Genomic DNA, 17395 nt, shown 5'->3' on the forward strand with positions numbered 1-17395 from the left:
TCGCAGCATGAAAAAATGGATCGGTATTTTGAGTTTGGCATTGTTGCTGACGGCGGGAATTTCAACCGGAGCCGGGGAAACGCCAACCCCGCCGCCGGTTCCGGCGGCGGGCGAAGAGAACAGCGACAGTCATTGGGACCATATGCTGCGGGGCGTAACCAACATCGGCACCTGTTTTCTTGAAGTACCGCGCTGTATGCTGTACCAGAGCAGCCGGGTCCCGTTCTGGGGATTCGTTTACGGTTCGATCGAGGGAGTCTGCCTGACCCCGTTGCGAGCCTTCGGCGGCGTGACCGATGTCCTCTTTCTCGGTTACGATCCCGGCCTGATTTATACGGATACCTTCTGCGATTACGTCTGGGAATCGCGTTGGCTCTACGAAGAAAATTAAGCGCCGGCGGCAGCTCGCCAATTAAAAAAACAGAAGCGACCGGCAGTCGCCACGGCAATGAAAGCAAACGGCCGGCGGGATTCCGCCGGCCGTTTGCTTTGCTGAATCAAATCTTATACTTTATTCCGCCCGCCAGACGAAACGGCGGCTCGTCCCACAAAATTGTTCCGTACCCCGAAGCAGTCGACGCGACCGGTAAATCCGACCTCCGAGAGCCATCCGGCGGCAACGCAACTTACTGCAACACCGGCAAGATCCGGCCCGCCAATTTCAACGCACACTGCGCCAGCGCCGTCTTCGCGGCGATCACATACGAACCGCCGGCAACCGTTTCCACGCCGCGGTCCACTTTCACGACCTCTTCCTTGCCGCGATAGAGCGTCAGTTCCACCCGGGCCGTCGCGCTCTGGAAATTCTGATAAACGCCGGAACTGGTCGCAACGCCTTCGCCGATCAAACGGTATTCGGCTTCAACCGGAGTTTCCACAATCTGAAAGCCCAGATCCAGCAACAACTTTTTCAATTCGACTTCCGCCGCCGGATCGACCGCCGGGACGTTGATGGATTCCGATACTTGAATATACACTTTCCGGCTCTGGCCGGCGACAACAGCGGACAACTGCGCCAATACAGACTGCTCCGTCACCGCCGGCGGCAGCAATTTCGCACTGCTCCTGCACAGAATATCCGTCAATTTCTTCCGCAATTCCGGAATCAGTTCGACCACATCCACCCGGCCGTTGACACTGGCTCCCAGCACCCGGCCGCTTTCCGTACCGATCACCTTGGCAACCAGAAACGTCTTCTCGCCGCTTTTGAAGCAGGAACCGGTAATCAGAATCCGGGCACCGACCAGATGACCGATCTGAAGCTGCGTCTGCTGATCGATCAAGCCGGAATCGGAAAGCTGCAATTCATTGAGAATTTTCTCCAGCTCGGCACGTTCCACCAACTCGAACTCGCTTTCTTCCATCAAAGCGACCGACAACAATTCGGCAATGCTGCGTCCAAGCTGTTCGGCATCGCTGTTGCGGCTGCGGGAATCGAACGGCAACACCGCAATGGTCGGAATCGGCTGCGTCGCCGTCGCCGCCACGCTTTCGTCAACGGCCTTCAGTTGCGGCAGCAGCACTCCCATCAGAAGCGCGAACAGCATTGTTTTTGGCTTGTTCAAAAGCATGATTGTATTTCTCCTGAATTACTGATTTGATTAACAACAACACGTCCGGCGAACTCCCCAGTTTCTTCGTCAACTCCGGCGAAAGAATCAGCAGTTGCGGCGTACCTTTCACTTCCATATAAGAACCACTGCCATTCCGGTCAATCCATTTTTCTTTGTCACTATATAGGACGGAAAGCGAACCGGGAATTCTGGCGGAAGACAGAGAAATTTGCTGAATATTTTGGCCATTCAAATCAATCGGAAAATCCCCCTCATCCGGCAGCAAAACGATCAACTCCGGCATCGGCTGCCAGGCATCCTTTCCCGGCAACGCATTGCTGAACAGAATCTTCGGCGCCGGACTGCTGACCTCACGCATGCCGCCGGCCCGCAATTGATCGGCAGTTGCATGCGGCAGGTCGAAAACCACTCCCAGCGAAGACGGCCACAGTCCATCCAGTATCTTCACCGCATGAAACGTGACCGGTACTCTCTCCGTTTCATAGCGCAGAAAAGCATCCACCGAAGAACCTTCCTTCAACTCCGGAAAACTCAGGGAAATGCTCAATTCACCATGCTCGTCGCTCCAGTTCGAACCGCGCGCCACCACCCGGCCGTTGACGGTTTCAATCTGCCATTCCAGCAATTTGCCGGCCGGAGCAGCAATCGTGATCTGCTGCTGCTGTCCGGCATAAAAATGCAATGGCTGAACGTTGTCCTCCGCCGCAACCGTTTGCAACAACACCATACCGAGAAAAAATCCGGCCCATCTGATCCGTCGTTTCTGCATTGTGGTCACTCCTGATTTTTTGTCGCCATATTATCAATCTATTCAATAAGACGCCGCTTTGTTCTTTTTCTTGGCTGGAAAGCGTTCAAATATTTCATTTTTCATTTCCGGAAACCCCGGGATTTAATTTCCATAATAATTTTAATATAAAGAGGATGAAGATGCGGCAGCCGGAAATTCCGCTTGACTCCTTTTTTTATTCATAAAAAAATTAAGACGACAAACACGATTATTTCATTTAACTGTAAACAGTTATCTCCTCCTCTGTTGACAGAACTCAATATAATTGAAAATACCCAATATGCAAAGAACAAAACCGAAAGGGGATGAAACATGATAGAGCAGAGCAATTTCAAGACAAATTATTTTCACCTCTGAAAAAATCAAAAACCGAAAGACAAAAAAATGATGGAAAATACCTTCAACCCGCAATATGTCACCGACGATTACCGGGCGGTATTTCCGGTGGAATTTATCGAACCTGAAACCGCCGCTTCACGGGATTGTTACAGAAAAACGGCCCAAACATTGATTCGGTGCATCAACACGATTGCACTGGCGGAAACTTGACAGGAGCTCTACTTCCCAATGATTCCGACGCTGTCGGTGAAGAATACGAATTATCATATAAAATTATCCGTTACATCCGGGAAGGAGAAAAACTCTCATGCAATCAATGCAATGTTGGAATTGTTTGCTGAAGCACCTTGCCGCCGCCCTCAGCTACGGCAAGGAGGTGCTTGCCGGTCACGGCCGTGGCAATGAACTCGACCACCGGCCGGACTTGTTGGGCGAAATCGTCAATGCCGAACATCACGCCAAACTGCTGGATCAATCCTTTTTCCGGCTTTTGAACGAGTATCGTCAGAACCTGCAGACCAATCAGGCCATACCGGGCATCAACGATATCGAATATCTGCGCGGGCTGTACGGCAAGGCAGAGGAATTGTCCTCCAAGCCACTGCTGATGGCAACCATTGACCCGGCTTACCGGCCGATTCCGCCGAAAGAGCGGAATTGCCGCTGCCGGCAACGGCCGGAAACGGCCGATGAGTTGAAATAATCGTCTCTTTCTGAATTCTGCGTTTTCTCTTTTCCTGCTCAAAAGGCGGGAAAAGAGAAAACGGCGGCCGAAAAACAAAAATTGCCGATAAATAACCATTCCCGCCTTGACTTTCCCAGCAATGCTGCTATTATTCTACGTAGAATTTCCCAAATTCCTTCTCTCCCTTTCCCCGGCTTTCGGCTGACGACAGTCGAAAGCCTCCTTTTTCAGCCGGTAATTGGAAAATTATTTTGCATGTTTCACTCTATATTTAAGATAATTGCAACCAGGTCTGAATTGATTGGGAAATCATTTCCGCCAACGGTATCCCGCCGTGCCGGCGCCGGAAAAACCTCCGGCCATGACCCAGCCGGTCTCCTTCCGCAATCCACTATTTTCAAGTTCGTCGACAAAAATCTGTTTTTTTTCAATCCGGGGATTGACTTTTGCCATTTTTTTTGCTAAACTAATTCTACGTAGAATTAAATGACCGGCATGCTTCCGTCATTGCGCAGGCGGAGGGTTGTCAAGTCATCGGAATGGATCACCAATCAAAATCAAACGACAAGGAAGTAAAGGATGAAAAAAAGTTTCACGCTGATTGAACTGCTGGTCGTGATTGCAATCATCGCCATTTTGGCTTCGATGCTGCTGCCGGCGCTCGGCAAAGCCAAAGCCGCTGCAATGAACGTCAAATGCAAGAGCAACTTAAAGCAGCTCGGCCTGGGATTGGCCATGTACGCCGGCGATTTCGACGACAGCCTGCCGCCGTCCGCCTTTCAGGAAAAAGACAATAATTTGCGTTTCTGGTTCAATGAACTTTGCCGTTATATGGGCGGGAAATTTTATGGCGATGCCGACGGCACCGGCTGGGTCAACATCTGGGATGAAGGCGACGCGCCGCAAATGCTGATCTGCCCGGCCGAAGGCAGCCTGAAAGTCGGCACTACCACCAATACCGTCTGCTACTCCTGGATCGGACTGGACTTCGGCACTTCGGACAGCGGTTGGACCGCGGCCCCGACTTACGGATACGGCACCAAGCTTTCCAACGTTTCCAACCCCTCTTCGGCGACAATCATCACCGATGCCAGAGATCACTCGCTCGCAACGGCGGAAACGGATTTATACACATTGTTCAACAACTACAGCAACTGGTATCCGACCATCGACGGCCGGGTTGCCCTGCGGCACAGCCGCGGCAACAGCGTCAATTCGATCAAATTCAACGGCTGCCGGGTCGACGGCAGCGTCCACGATGTCAGCGGCACTCAGATGCTGATCAACACCTGGAATCCGGACAGCGGCGTCGACAACTGCTGGCGGGCCCGCAATACCGACGGCTCCTTCCGGTAGAATCATCCGCGCGTGTCCACAGCCATTGCCTTGCCGGAACCGTGGGCACGCGCGGTTTGCATGAATTTCCGATGCATCAAATTTCATTCTAAAGAATCATGACCGCAATCCAGAGACAACAAACGCAGAAAATTGAATTAACTCGATTATTTTAAAGATCTTAACAGCATTTTGTTCTTTTTCGCTTTAGAGAAATTCTCATTAAATTCAATTATTTTTATCATTTTTTTTCAATTTTTTTACGTTAGGGTATTGACTTTTGCTCTTTTTTTTGCTAAAATAGTTCTACGTAGAACAACAAAGTGCATCATCTCGCTCGCGACGATGTGATGTCGGATGACAAGTGTTCCAAATTTGAAAAACATCTCAAAACAAAGGAAAGAAACGATGAAAAAGCATTTTACATTGATCGAACTGTTAGTCGTGATTGCGATTATCGCCATTCTTGCCAGCATGCTGCTGCCGGCGCTCGGCAAAGCCAAAGCCGCCGCCCAGGCAATCAAATGCACTTCCAACCTCAAGCAGATCGGCGTGGTTTGTTTTTTGTATGCGGAAGATAACCAGGACTACGGGCCGGTCGTCGATTACGGCTGGAATCATGCGAGCCATTTTCTCGGCGACTACATGAATTTGCAGCCGAATCAGGATTGCCTCATCTGGGGCCAGGGAAGAGGATACTTTTCCAACACGATTTTCAGTTGTCCCGGCTACACGGAAGACGGCGGCGTCACCGGAACGGACAGTTATGCTTATGCGCCCAATGTCTACATCGGCGGCCACATCGACACCAACTACTTCGACGGCGGCACCCCCGTCAACACCTGGGGCGCCGATTTTGAGGCGAAAAAGTTGAGCCAGATTACCAGAGCCTCGGAACGTTATTACTGGGGAGACAACAAAGCTCTTTCCAAATATGCTTACTATTGGACGCTGCAGCCGGGGGATGAGTGCATCGGTTATCATCACAACAATCGGGCCAATGTCCTTTTCGCCGACGGTCATGTCAACAAAGGCGAAGGAAAGATCAACTGGATCAACCATCAGGAAATGTTTTACCCGGTCAACGATTGACGGAGAAAAATGCAGAATGGCAATCGCCGACGGTCAACCGTTCTCAAACCTCCAATTGCGGTATGAAAGTCATCTTTTTGAAAAATTTTGGATTGGGTACTTGATTTTCTTTTAAAAATTTGCTATAATTCTACGTAGAATGGAGCTTCGAGGAAAACTGGAATCAACAATCCATCCCTGATGAGAAAAGGAGCAAGAAGATGATGAAGAAAAGTTTCACACTGATCGAACTGTTGGTCGTGATCGCGATCATCGCCATTCTCGCCAGTATGCTGCTGCCGGCGCTCGGCAAGGCCAAAGCGGCAGCGATGAACGTCAAATGCAAAAGCAATTTGAAACAGCTCGGCCTCGGGCTGGCGATGTACACCGGTGACAACGATGACAGTCTGCCGCCGGCGGTGTTGTGGGATCTGCCGAGCGGCGACATGAAGTTCTGGTTTTCCGACCTTTGCCGTTATATGGGCGGCAAATTCTACAACGATACCGCCGCCCAGGAAGGCTGGATCAACATCTGGGACGCCAACGAAGCGCCGCCGGTGCTGGTCTGCCCGGCCGAAGGCAGCCTGACGATCAACGTCGGCGGCCGTACGTTCGACAATGTGGTCTGTTACGGCTGGGTATCGCTCGACTTCGGCGGCAACGGCTGGATGGCCGACAAAGTTTACGGCTATCAGACCAAAGTGTCCAGCGTCTCCAATCCGTCGGGCGCGACGATCATCGCCGATTCGCCGAACCACGCCGACATCACCTATGAAACCGATTTGTACAGCCTGTTCAACAATTATAACAACTGGTACCCCACCGCCGATGCCGGCCGGGTGCCGATGCGGCACAGCCGCGGCAGCAGCGTCGGTGCGATCAAGTTCAACGGCTGCCGGGTCGACGGCAGCGTCCACGACGTCTCCGGGACCCAGATGCTGATCAACACCTGGAATCCGGACGGCGGCGCCGACAACTGCTGGAGAGCCCGCAATACCGACGGCTCGTTCAGGTAAACCGAGAAATCAGTCACGCCGTTTCCGCAATGCCGGCGGAAACGGTTCGACGCAAAAAATGTCCCTTTTCCGCGGCCCGGCAACCGGCAGCGGAAAAGGCGGAGAAAAAAATCAATGATGTTCAGCAAGAAAATATCCGCGGCGCTGTGCGCCGGCGTGACAACCCTCTGGCCGCTGCTGGCCAACGATCTGGCCAACAGTGATTTCAGCCGGAGTGACGACGGTAAACAGGCCGTCGCCTGGGAGCCTTACCAGGATGGTTACCGCTATACCCGCCAGGGCAACCGGACCTCCGGCGCAGTCGTGCTGCAGCGTACCGGGGAAAACCCGACCAAGGCTGTCGGCGTCCACCAGAAGGTGGAATATGACCAGGCCGACCAACGACCGGTCAGCTTCAGCGGCTGGAGCAAGGCCGCCGGCATCCGCAACGGCGAAATTTTTTTGCATCTGGACATCACATACGACGACGGCAGCCATGCCTGGGACAACATCGCCAGTTGGAACAACTGGTCGCACGACTGGGAATATACCGAAGGCATTTTTTATCCGGACAAACCGGTCAAGACGATTGATTTTTACGCCTATTTCCGCAACTCGGCCGGCACAGTTGAAATCGACGACCTGGAGTTGACCCGCGATGAACGGAGCGCCGACGCGCAGTTGCGGCCGAACAAATTGTGGATTTCCTCCGATTCCCCCTGCCATCCGGCCGGCATCCGGATCTCCGCCGAGATCGGCGAACAGAGCCGCTGGCACGGCGAACTGCTGGCCAACGGCAAAGTCGCCGCCGAACAGCAGGGACACGGCAACAAAGTGGCATGGCACTATACCGGCGATACGGCGATACGGCCGGATACGCTCCGTTTCTCCGTCACTTCCGGCCGACGGACTGTGACGACCGAATATCAAATCCCGGTATTCGACCTGCCGGTCAATCCGATCGCGGACGGCTGCCGGTTCTGGGTGACTGGACCGATGGACAAAGTGTTTCCGGACAGCCTGCCGCCGGAGGAACCGGTACGGCAGGTCGATATCGCGCTGGCCCGGGAAGAGCATGAAGGCGTTCAGCTTTCGTTCAAAGCGGCCGATGACGCGGTGCTGTCGCCGATCACGGTGACGGTTTCCGAACTGCAAAACGCCGACGGCAACATTTTTCCCGCCGCCAGCATCGCCCGCCACCGGGTCGGCTACGTCTGGAGCCCCTGCCCGTCCCGCCATCCCGGGGATCTTCATTCAATGCAGCCGAGCTGGATTCCGGACCCGTTGCTGCCCTACAGCGATATCACGCTGCAGAATGGCCAAACCCAGACGGTATGGCTGGACTTCGACGCCTCCGGTGTCGAGCCCGGCATCTATACCGGCACGGTCGATGTGAGCATTCCCGGCGAAGCGGTTCAAAAGCTGCCGCTTCAACTGGAAGTATACGATTTCGCTCTGCCGACGACGCCGCACTTCAAAACCGCGTTCGCACTGATGGACGGATTCACCAGACTGGCATACGGTGAAATCACCCCGGAACTGCGCAAGCAGGGCCTCGACATCATGCTGGAACACCGGCTGAATCCGGATGACATTTCCCGGACCACGCCGCCGGCAATCGAAGACCTGCTCTATGCCAAAGAACACGGCATGAACGCCTTCAACATCATCAACCTGGTGCCGCTCCCGCCGGAAGGCACCGTCTGGGTCCATGCCGCCGACCGATCGGTCTACAATGACGCTTTTTACGCCGAACTGGCCGAACGGCTCGATCCGTATATCGCGGAACTGCGCGCCAACGGCCTGATCGACCTGGCCTATCTGTACGGTTTCGACGAACGGCCGCCGGAATTCGACGAGGCGATCAAAGCGACCTGCAAATTCCTCAAGGAGCGTTATCCGGACGTCAAAACCTTCAGTACCGCCACCTATATGTACGACAAACGCCGGGAGACGCCGACAGGCTATCAGGATTATATGGACTGGTATTGTCCGCTGACCAGGGGATACGACGCCGAACTGTCGGCCAAACTCCGGAAAGAAGGCAAGGAGGTCTGGTGGTACGTCTGCTGCGATCCGGTCTATCCGTATGCCAATTTCGCCGCGGTCGACTACCCGGCCATCGAAGGGCGGCTGCTCGGCTGGATGGCTTATCAATACGAGAGCGACGGGCTGCTGTACTGGCTGGTCAACGACTGGCAGAACAATGCATTGATCGCCGACACGACCGAACCGTTCCTCGACTGGCAGCTCGGCGTCTACTGGATTATTTCCGGCGACGGCACGCTGATCTATCCGGCCGAAGAGGGATTGCTCAGTTCGGTTCGTCTCGAGAACATCCGTGACGGCCAGGAAGATTATGATTATCTGGCCATTCTGGCCGAACGCAAAGGTCGTGACGCCGCGGTGAAATACATCAAGCCGCTGATCAAAAGTTTGACCGAATATTCGCGCGACTCCGCCCAGCTTGAACAGTTGCGCCGGCAAATCGCCGCCGAAATCGTCGCCGCCGGAAAGGAAGCAAAGTGAAAAAACGCCTTATTTGTTTCGCGTCTTCGCTGCTGTGCGGCACCCTGCTGCTGTCCGCCGGCGCGTCCGCTCCCGCCGGCTCCGCTCCGTCGGAACCGGCCGAACCACAGCACGATTGGGAAAATGAACAGGTGTTCGGTATCAACAAATTGCGCGGCCACGCCCAATTCATCCCTTATGACTCGGAAGAAGAAGCGCTGGCGATGCCGCGGCAAAGCGCCAGAATGCGGAAGCTCAACGGCGACTGGCGGTTCCATTGGGCGCCGGAACCGGACAAGGCGCCGGTCGATTTTTACCGGGTCGATTATGATGACCGGAACTGGTCGACCATACCGGTGCCCGGCAACTGGCAGTTTTCTCAATATGACCAACCCTCCTACGGGGCGACGCTGACCTATGATCCGCCATATGTCATGCGGCCGGTGCCGGAAGATTATCAGAAATATCGTTTCCCGAATCCGACCGGCAGTTACCGGCATTGGATCGATTTGCCGGCCGCGTGGGAAGGTTCGGAAATTTTCCTCAATTTCGGCGGCGTCGAAAGCGCCTTTTACCTGTGGGTCAACGGCCAGAAAGTCGGTTATTCCGAGGATAGCCACACGCCGGCGGAATTCAACATCACCGATTACCTGAAACCGGGCAAAAACCTGATCGCGCTGCAGGTCTACCGCTGGAGCGACGGCAGCTATATGGAGGATCAGGATTATTACCGGGTTTCCGGCATCCATCGCGACGTCGTCCTGTACGCCCAGCCGAAACAGGCGATCCGCGATTTCGTCGTGCATCCCGAACTGTACGACCACTACCGGCGCGGCAAAGTAACCGTCGACATCACGGCGGAAAATTTCACCGCCGACCGCGCAGAACACCATTACCGGGTGCAACTTTTCGGCCCCGGCCGGCAGCCGGTTGCCGAAGGCGAAGAGGCTCTGCTGCTGGCGCCAAACGGCCGCGGCACCGTCAGCGTCAGCTTCGACGCCGGCACCGTGGCGGCGTGGAGCGCCGAAACGCCCAACCTCTATACGCTGGTGCTCTCCAGTGACAACGGCGAATTCCTCAGCCGTAAAATCGGTTTCCGCAGCATCGAATTGCGCGACCGCCAGATATTCGTCAATGGCCAATCGGTCAAACTGCTCGGCGTCAACCGCCACGAACTCGATCCGGACCGCGGCCGGGTGATGACCGAGGAGCTGATGCGCCGCGATATCATGCTGATGAAACAAAACAATCTGAACACGGTGCGGACCTGCCACTATCCGGATGTGCCGCGCTGGTATGAATTGTGCGACGAATACGGTTTGTACGTCATCAGCGAGGCCAATGCCGAATCGCACGGCATGGGCTTCGAAGAAGCGTCGCTGAGCAACGACCCGGCCTGGGCGCCGGTTCACCTCGACCGGGCAACCCGGATGGTCGACAATTTCCGCAACCACCCTTCCATCCTTTTCTGGTCGCTGGGTAATGAAGCCGGACGGGGACCGAATTTCGGCCTGATGTACGACGCGGTCAAACGGCTGGACCCGTCCCGGCCGGTCCATTACCAGTTGAATTGCGATTACAGCGATGTCGAGGGCGGCATGTACTGGTCGGTCGCCGCGCTGGAAGCCTATGCCAAAAGCGACAGGCCGAAACCGTATTTCCTTTGTGAATACGCCCATGCCATGGGCAATTCGCTCGGCAGTCTGAAAGAATATGTCGAACTGTTCCGCCGGGAACCATCCCTGGCCGGCGCCTGCATCTGGGACTGGATGGATCAGGGCTTCCGCAGCCAACACCGGCACGGCGAACGGCAGGGAGTGCTGGCCCCCTTCTCCGGCAGCGTCCGGCCGGGCGGCGACAGTTTCTTCAGTTACGGCGGCACTTTCGGCGATTCGATCAGCAACTTCTGCGCCAACGGCATCGTCACCGCCGACCGGCAGCAGACCGCCAAGCTGGCGGAAGTGAAGTACCTGTATCAATGGATTCAAACCGAAGTGCTTGATCCGGCCGCCGGCAAAGTGAAGATCGGCAACCTGTACAACTTCACCGATCTCGAACAGTTCAAGCTGGTCTGGACGTTGAAGGCGGACGGCGAACGCATCGCCCGGGGAGAGTTGACCGATCTGCAACTGGCCCCCGGCCAGACGATGGAACTGACGCTGCCGCTGCCGGCATTCCAGCCCGAAGCGGGGAAAGAGTATTTCGTCGACCTTTCCTGGCGCCGGAAGGAGGCGACGCCGTATGCCGGCAAAGGATATGAACAGGCTTATTACCAGTTTCAACTGCCGAACCGGGCAACGGCGGCCGCCTACCTGCCGGAAGCCGCCGCGCCGGAATTGCGGCAGACAGCTGAAACCATCACCGTGCATTCCGGCGGCACCGAAGCTCGCTTCGACCGGGCTTCCGGCGCGCTGGCCTATCTGTCATTCTTCGGACTGCCGGTCATCACCGAGGCGGCCCACAGCCCGCGTTTCTCGGCCTACCGCGCCCCGGGAGACAATGACAACTGGCTGAATACCGCACTGTTGCGTCAACTGGAAACCAGCCCGGCCGCCTGCGAGGCGGAATTGAACGGCTCTTTCGCCATCGTCCGGGTTCGGCATCAACTCCAATCCGGTCAGTACCGCGGTCATATTTTAACCAGTTACATCATCGACGGCAACGGGACGCTCACGGTGGACAATTCTTTGGAGCTGAGCCAACTGCCGCCGTTGCTGCAACGGATCGGGTTCGATTTCGAAGTCAACCCGGCGCTGTTCCAGGTCGGCTATTACGGCCTGGGCCCGTTCGAGAACTACAGTGACCGCCAAAGCGCCGCCCGGGTCGATCAATACTGGACCACCGCGGCAAATTTTTATGAGTATTATCAGCGGCCGCAGTTCTTCGGCAACCGCGGCGGGGTCCGCTATGCCGCATTGCTCGACGACGGCGATTGCGGAGTGCTGATCGCCGGTGACGGCAAGCCGTTCAATTTCCATGTCTCCAACTGGACCGAAGCGGAAGTGGCCGATGCGCTTTATCCCTGTGATCTGCCGGCCAGCGACCGGGTGATCGTCTCGCTGGATCTGGCCCAGATGGGCCTGGGCACCTCCGGCTGCGGCCCGATTCCGCTGGATCCCTATCAACTGGTCAACGGCAACTATCAGTTCCGCTATCGCCTGGGCGGCCAGTTCGGCCGCGACCTGTCGGCCGACGGCCGGCTGAAATCGCGGGTGACGCCGATGGCGTCGGTTGTCGCGGACGCCTCCGGCAACGGCTTCCGGATTGTGGCGGCCGACAACAGCAGTGTCCGTTGGAAAATCGATGGCGGCGACTGGCGGGACTATGACGGCGGCCTCCTCACCGCTGCCGGACTGATTACCATCCGCACCCAACAGCCGGGGCTGGCGGCGGCGGAACAACTGGTCTCCGCGCCGGTGGAATTCGTACCGCTGCGCGACAGCCGGTGGAAATATTTCGCCGACAGTTTCGAGCCCGGCAACGAACCGGCAAAGGCGTTCGACGGCAAAGGCGGCCCCTTCTGGCATACGGCGTATAGCGGGGGACCCCCGCCGCAGCCGCACTATCTGGGCATCGAATTCGAGGAACCGCTGACCATCGACGGCTTCAGTTACCTGCCGCGCCAGGATAATTCCACCAACGGCACCATCACCCGGTATGCGCTGGAAGTCAGCGACGACAACCGGAATTACCGAACGGTCGCCCAGGGCGAATGGCCGTTCGACAATACCCGGAAAACCGTCAAACTCGACGCTCCGGTCAACGCCCGGTTCATCCGTTTAAAATCGTTGCAGGAAGGCAACCACAATGACTTCACCAGCGCGGCAACGTTCAATGTGATGATAAAAAAATAGTATTTTTTTTCAAAAGTGACGTAGATATTGCAGTCTGGTTAATTTACATTAATAGTGCATCCTCCGTTTCGGCGGCGGACGAAGCAGAAAAAGGTGACAGCGAAATATGAGTAGACGGGTCAGACAGGTTGACATCGCCAATGCGCTCGGCGTATCGCAGCGCATTGTTTCCAGCGTGTTCAACACCAATGCCAAAGGGACTACCCGGGTTTCGGCGGAAATGCGCGAACGCATTTTGTCCCAGGCAGCCCGGATGGGATATACGATCAACCAGAGCGCCAGACAACTGCGCGGACTTTCCAGCAAAACGATCGGCGTATTGATCAACAACTATTATACGCAGGAAAATCATGAACTGCTGTTCCTGATCGGCGAAGCGGCCAACCGGATCGGCTACCGCCTGCTGACCGGGCAGGTCATGGATGATTTGAGCGAAATCAAATCTTATTTCAACGAATTTCAGTCGCGTTCGGTCGACGCGGTCATTTGCCTGTTCCACGATCCTTACATCAACGGCGAATATTGTTCGATCAAATCCTGCATCAACCCTCATCAGCAGGTGGTCTTTCTCGGTCAACCGGCCGGAATCGAAACCAATGCCTATGTCGAAATCGACCACTGTTCGGCTTACCAGGAAGCGGTGACCCATCTTTACAGCCTCGGCTACCGCCGGATCGCCTTCCTGACCCCGAACCTGCATCATCCGAATATGAAAGCGCGCTACCGCGGTTATTTGCGCGGCCTGGAAATCTGCGGTCTGCCGCGCGACGGACGATTGTCGCAGGGGTTCGACGAGCTGGCCCGCCTCGAGCGGGATGAAGATTTGACCGAGACGCTGGAAGAGGTCATCGAATATATGCTCAAAACGGCCAAGGCGGACGCTTTCATCGCCACCAACGACATTCTGGCCAGTCAGGTGATCCGTTACGCCCACATGCACCATTATTCGGTGCCGGGTGATTTCGCCGTGATCGGGTTCGGCGATCTGCAGCCGATGGCAGTACGGTTATATCCGCAGTTGACTTCGTTCAATGTGCAGAACCATCAGATTGCCAGGCTGCTCGTCGAACTGTGCCATGCCGAACTGCCGTTCCGTTGCAAACAGGTGGTCCATCCGGTCCTGATCGCCCGGGAATCGACCATCGGCTTCCGGAAATTCCGGATTCCGGAGCCGGTGCTGCCGCCGGTGCTGCAGTTGAGAGATTACAACCAGCTCGACGAAGTCGTAACCAAAAAATAGTTTTTATCGATGATGATTTCCCTTTCTTTTTCCCGTGGCCGCGTCAGTTCCTGACGCGGTCTTTTCCGATCACTTTCGAATCGCATAAACAATCAATATCCCCAAACACAATCAAGAGTAAGGAAATATGAAATGATGCGAAACTGCACCGGGTTGTTATTCTCCCTGACCTTGCTGTCGGCCGCCGCGGCCCAGGCCGCCGATGCCGGCCGGCCGGCGCCAACCATCGATTTGCTGGCATCCACCTGTCAATGGCAGCCGATGTCGAACGACCAGTTGACGATGACTTCCGAACGCGGCGAAACGCTGAAAATCACCACGCAAACCAACGGCGGCGACGAGAGTTTTCCGTTGATGCGCCTGAATTTCGATCAACCGCAGGATTGGCGGCGGTTTCACACCCTGACGCTGCAGGCATCCCTGGCCGGCGACCGGCCCGGCATGTTTGCCAGCGGCAAGCGAATCGCCGTCTGCCTGTATTCCGAAACCCTGCTGAACCAGGACGGCAAACCGGCGCAACAGATAATCGCCCAACCGCGCATCCGTGACAACGGCCAGCAGCAGGAGTTCGACCTCGATTTCGGCACGGCACCGCGCGGCGCCGTGACCGCCATCGAAGTGATTTTCCATGAGCAGCCCTACTATACGATGGAACACCAGTTCACCCTCGACTTCTCCAAACTGCTGCTGACCGGCTATCCGGACGACCAGCAAGTGATGGACGGCGTCGGCTTCGAACCTTCCGGCGCTCCGGCGGAAGCCGGACCGGTCGCCGGCAGCATCCGGACCGGCAACGGCCTGAAACTGGAATTTACCCAATCCGGCCTGATCAATGCGGTGAGCGTCAAAGACCAGCCGGTCTACCGGGGCAACAACGCCATGTCCGGCATATTGCTGCGCAAGCCGGCCAACCGGCTGCCGCCGCAACCGGCCGGCGGCACGCTGAGCATCGAAGGCAACCGGGCGGTTCAGACGATGCGCAATCCGGCCGAAAATCTGGCGATGCAAGTGGTTTATGAAGCGAAAGAGGATCACATTGCCGTCGACGGCTGGGTGGCCGGCATCGACAATGACAAGCCGCTGCCGGTGACGGTTTACTGTGCGCTGCCGTTGCAGCCGGAGCAGACCTGGGATTTCGGCACCTCGCTGAACAATGTGGTAAAAATCGATGAAAACTACCGGATTGAAGAGAGCGTCGTACAATTTCCGCTGGCCACCGTCGGCGATGCCGATGCCAGTATCACGATGGCAATCCGGCTGGATGAACCGACCGCCTATCACCTGGTCATCAATCCCGACCTGGATTTGTTCTATACCGCGTTCGATTTTTCTTTGATCAATCAACCAAACGTCCGCGGCGGCTCGATGAACAAAGCGGACTTCTCACTGGTGATTTATCCGAATGATCCGGACTGGGGGTTCCGTTCCGCCTGTGACACCTATTATCGCCTGTTTCCGCAATTTTTCGTCGACCGGATCGGTCATGGCGGCGGTTGGGGAGTGCCCTGGCTGGATATGAAGGCCCAGGAAAAGGGCGACGCCGGGCTACGGTTCAATTGGGACAGCGGCAGCAGCCGCGACAAGCTGGCGACCTTCCGCCGGAACAATACGATGAATTTCATTTACATCGAGCCGGAATTTTTCCAATACAGTCTCGGAGACAGCGAAACGCCGAACGACGACGATGCGGAAAGACGGCTTCATAAGCTGGCCAGCGGCGATCCCGATGAGTGGAAGGCCTATGAGAAGCTGCACTACGCGGCGTTTGTCTCCGGTCAGCCGTATTCGCCGCTGACCGGCATGACCACCAGGGAATTTCTGCAGGCGGTGATGGCGGCGGTGGAAGTTTCCGCCCAGCACAACCGGGACGGCCAGGTGCCGTACGATATCCTGAACCGGGTCAGCTGGATCGGCGACAGCGGCATGGGAGCGATGATCCCCTGCAACCTCAATCCGCTGATTCCCGGCGGCAAGGGAATGTTCGGGCACCAACAGAACCTGGCGCCGTTGGTGGAAGAGCTGGAACAAGAGGCCGGTTTTCCGATCGACGGCTTCGGGCTGGATTGTTTCGGCATGGCGCCGGCCGATTACCGGTTTGAAAACTTCAAATACGCGTCGATGCCGATCAGTTATGACCGCCAGACTCTGCAGCCGATGCTGCCGGCGCCGTTCGGTTCGGTCGAGTGGCTCAAATACATGGCCGAAACCTTTCATCCGCAAAAGAAATATTTCATCGCCAATATCTTCGGACCGCTGACCTTCCTGGCCCCCTACCTGGACATCTTCGGCGCCGAAAAGGTGATGGTCACCGAACCGGAACTCTACCGGATGCTGGCCGGTCCCCGGACAGTCTCTTTCCTGCCGTGGGGCAAACAACCGCCGTTCACTTACGAATACCATCTGTTCTGGGATATGTATCCGGGCTCGATCGTCGATGAGGCGGTGTTGAAAAAATTCGTGCCCTATCTGGACCTGCTCTATGCCGCCCAATGGCAACCGCTGACGCTGGCCAGAACGGACAACGGCATTCCGGTGGAACGTTATGGCAATCCGGACGACGAAGTGATGTATTTCACGCTGCTCAACCGGGAAAAAACGGCCCGGCCGACCATACTTCAACTGGACGGCAAACTGGCGTTGCCGGCCGGCACTCGATTCGAATTGATCTATCCGACCACGGCAAAACTGGAACAGGAGAACCGCCGGCTCACACTGGATATTCCAGCCGAATCAGCCGCAATCGTCAAAATCAGCCGGGCAAGTCAACCGTAGTTCTCCCTGGCTGGAACGATGGGAGGCGAGCAGGAAAAACTTTTGAGGCAAGATTGTTTTCTTCTCGCGCCCTTCTTTTCCCAGACTTCTCTGTCGCCGATCCCGGCTTGGCGATCGCCAAGCCGGGATCGGCAATCAAACAAAGAGTCACCGATAGATTCCATCAAAGCCTGCTGGCCTTTTGACCGGCAGGTGATTTTTTCCGTACCGGTCTCTTTCAGCAACGTTGCCT

At 56.0% G+C, this 17395-nt stretch carries 13 protein-coding genes; 10 read left to right on the plus strand and 3 right to left on the minus strand.

All coding sequences use genetic code 11. From position 1 onward, the window contains the following. The first annotated feature begins 7 nt into the window (after positions 1 to 7). Positions 8 to 391 (plus strand): hypothetical protein, encoded by a 384-nt coding sequence (locus HWX74_RS05250; RefSeq protein WP_176012549.1) that lies wholly within the window; start codon positions 8 to 10, stop codon positions 389 to 391. Between the two features lie 235 nt (positions 392 to 626). On the opposite strand, the gene HWX74_RS05255 is transcribed toward HWX74_RS05250, so the two are convergent. Both HWX74_RS05255 and HWX74_RS05260 read right to left on the minus strand, forming a co-directional pair. Beyond that, positions 627 to 1571 (minus strand): CsgG/HfaB family protein, encoded by a 945-nt coding sequence (locus HWX74_RS05255; RefSeq protein WP_176012550.1) that lies wholly within the window; start codon positions 1569 to 1571, stop codon positions 627 to 629. Continuing rightward, the gene (locus HWX74_RS05260; protein WP_176012551.1) at positions 1495 to 2343 is read right to left on the minus strand and encodes a hypothetical protein; all 849 of its coding nucleotides are present in this window, start codon (positions 2341 to 2343) and stop codon (positions 1495 to 1497) included. The genes HWX74_RS05255 and HWX74_RS05260 overlap by 77 nt, the downstream gene beginning before the upstream one ends. A 405-nt stretch (positions 2344 to 2748) precedes the next feature. Between HWX74_RS05260 and HWX74_RS05265 the strand changes: the two genes are divergently transcribed. The 9 genes from HWX74_RS05265 to HWX74_RS05305 all read left to right on the plus strand — a co-directional run bounded on the left by HWX74_RS05265 (position 2749) and on the right by HWX74_RS05305 (position 17163). Continuing rightward, on the plus strand, positions 2749 to 2913 hold the full coding sequence (locus tag HWX74_RS05265) for a hypothetical protein (protein ID WP_176012552.1): 165 nt from the start codon (positions 2749 to 2751) through the stop codon (positions 2911 to 2913). 97 nt (positions 2914 to 3010) lie between these two features. Beyond that, a complete protein-coding gene (locus HWX74_RS05270; protein ID WP_176012553.1) occupies positions 3011 to 3406 on the plus strand; it encodes a hypothetical protein in 396 nt (131 codons plus the stop codon). Positions 3407 to 3967: 561 nt separating this feature from the next. Beyond that, entirely contained in the window at positions 3968 to 4744 is a 777-nt protein-coding gene (locus HWX74_RS05275) for a type II secretion system protein (protein WP_176012554.1), read from the plus strand. Positions 4745 to 5131: 387 nt separating this feature from the next. After that, positions 5132 to 5815, plus strand: a complete 684-nt coding sequence (locus tag HWX74_RS05280; protein ID WP_217704854.1) for a prepilin-type N-terminal cleavage/methylation domain-containing protein — start codon at positions 5132 to 5134, stop codon at positions 5813 to 5815. A gap of 200 nt (positions 5816 to 6015) precedes the next feature. Further along, a complete protein-coding gene (locus HWX74_RS05285) occupies positions 6016 to 6810 on the plus strand; it encodes a prepilin-type N-terminal cleavage/methylation domain-containing protein (protein WP_176012556.1) in 795 nt (264 codons plus the stop codon). Between the two features lie 114 nt (positions 6811 to 6924). After that, a complete protein-coding gene (locus tag HWX74_RS05290) occupies positions 6925 to 9318 on the plus strand; it encodes a DUF4091 domain-containing protein (protein WP_176012557.1) in 2394 nt (797 codons plus the stop codon). Further along, positions 9315 to 13151: a glycoside hydrolase family 2 TIM barrel-domain containing protein gene (locus HWX74_RS05295; protein WP_176012558.1), complete on the plus strand. Its 3837-nt coding sequence runs from the start codon at positions 9315 to 9317 to the stop codon at positions 13149 to 13151. The genes HWX74_RS05290 and HWX74_RS05295 overlap by 4 nt, the downstream gene beginning before the upstream one ends. Before the next feature lie 106 nt (positions 13152 to 13257). Further along, positions 13258 to 14391: a LacI family DNA-binding transcriptional regulator gene (locus HWX74_RS05300; protein ID WP_176012559.1), complete on the plus strand. Its 1134-nt coding sequence runs from the start codon at positions 13258 to 13260 to the stop codon at positions 14389 to 14391. Between the two features lie 132 nt (positions 14392 to 14523). Then, complete coding sequence (locus HWX74_RS05305) at positions 14524 to 17163, plus strand: hypothetical protein (protein WP_176012560.1); 2640 nt, start codon at positions 14524 to 14526, stop codon at positions 17161 to 17163. Here the strand turns inward: HWX74_RS05305 and HWX74_RS05310 are convergent. Then, a complete protein-coding gene (locus HWX74_RS05310) occupies positions 17154 to 17387 on the minus strand; it encodes a hypothetical protein (RefSeq protein ID WP_176012561.1) in 234 nt (77 codons plus the stop codon). The genes HWX74_RS05305 and HWX74_RS05310 overlap by 10 nt on opposite strands. Positions 17388 to 17395: the final 8 nt, after the last annotated feature.

Origin of the sequence: Victivallis sp. Marseille-Q1083, from assembly GCF_903645315.1 — a bacterium.
Lineage (GTDB): Bacteria > Verrucomicrobiota > Lentisphaeria > Victivallales > Victivallaceae > UMGS1518.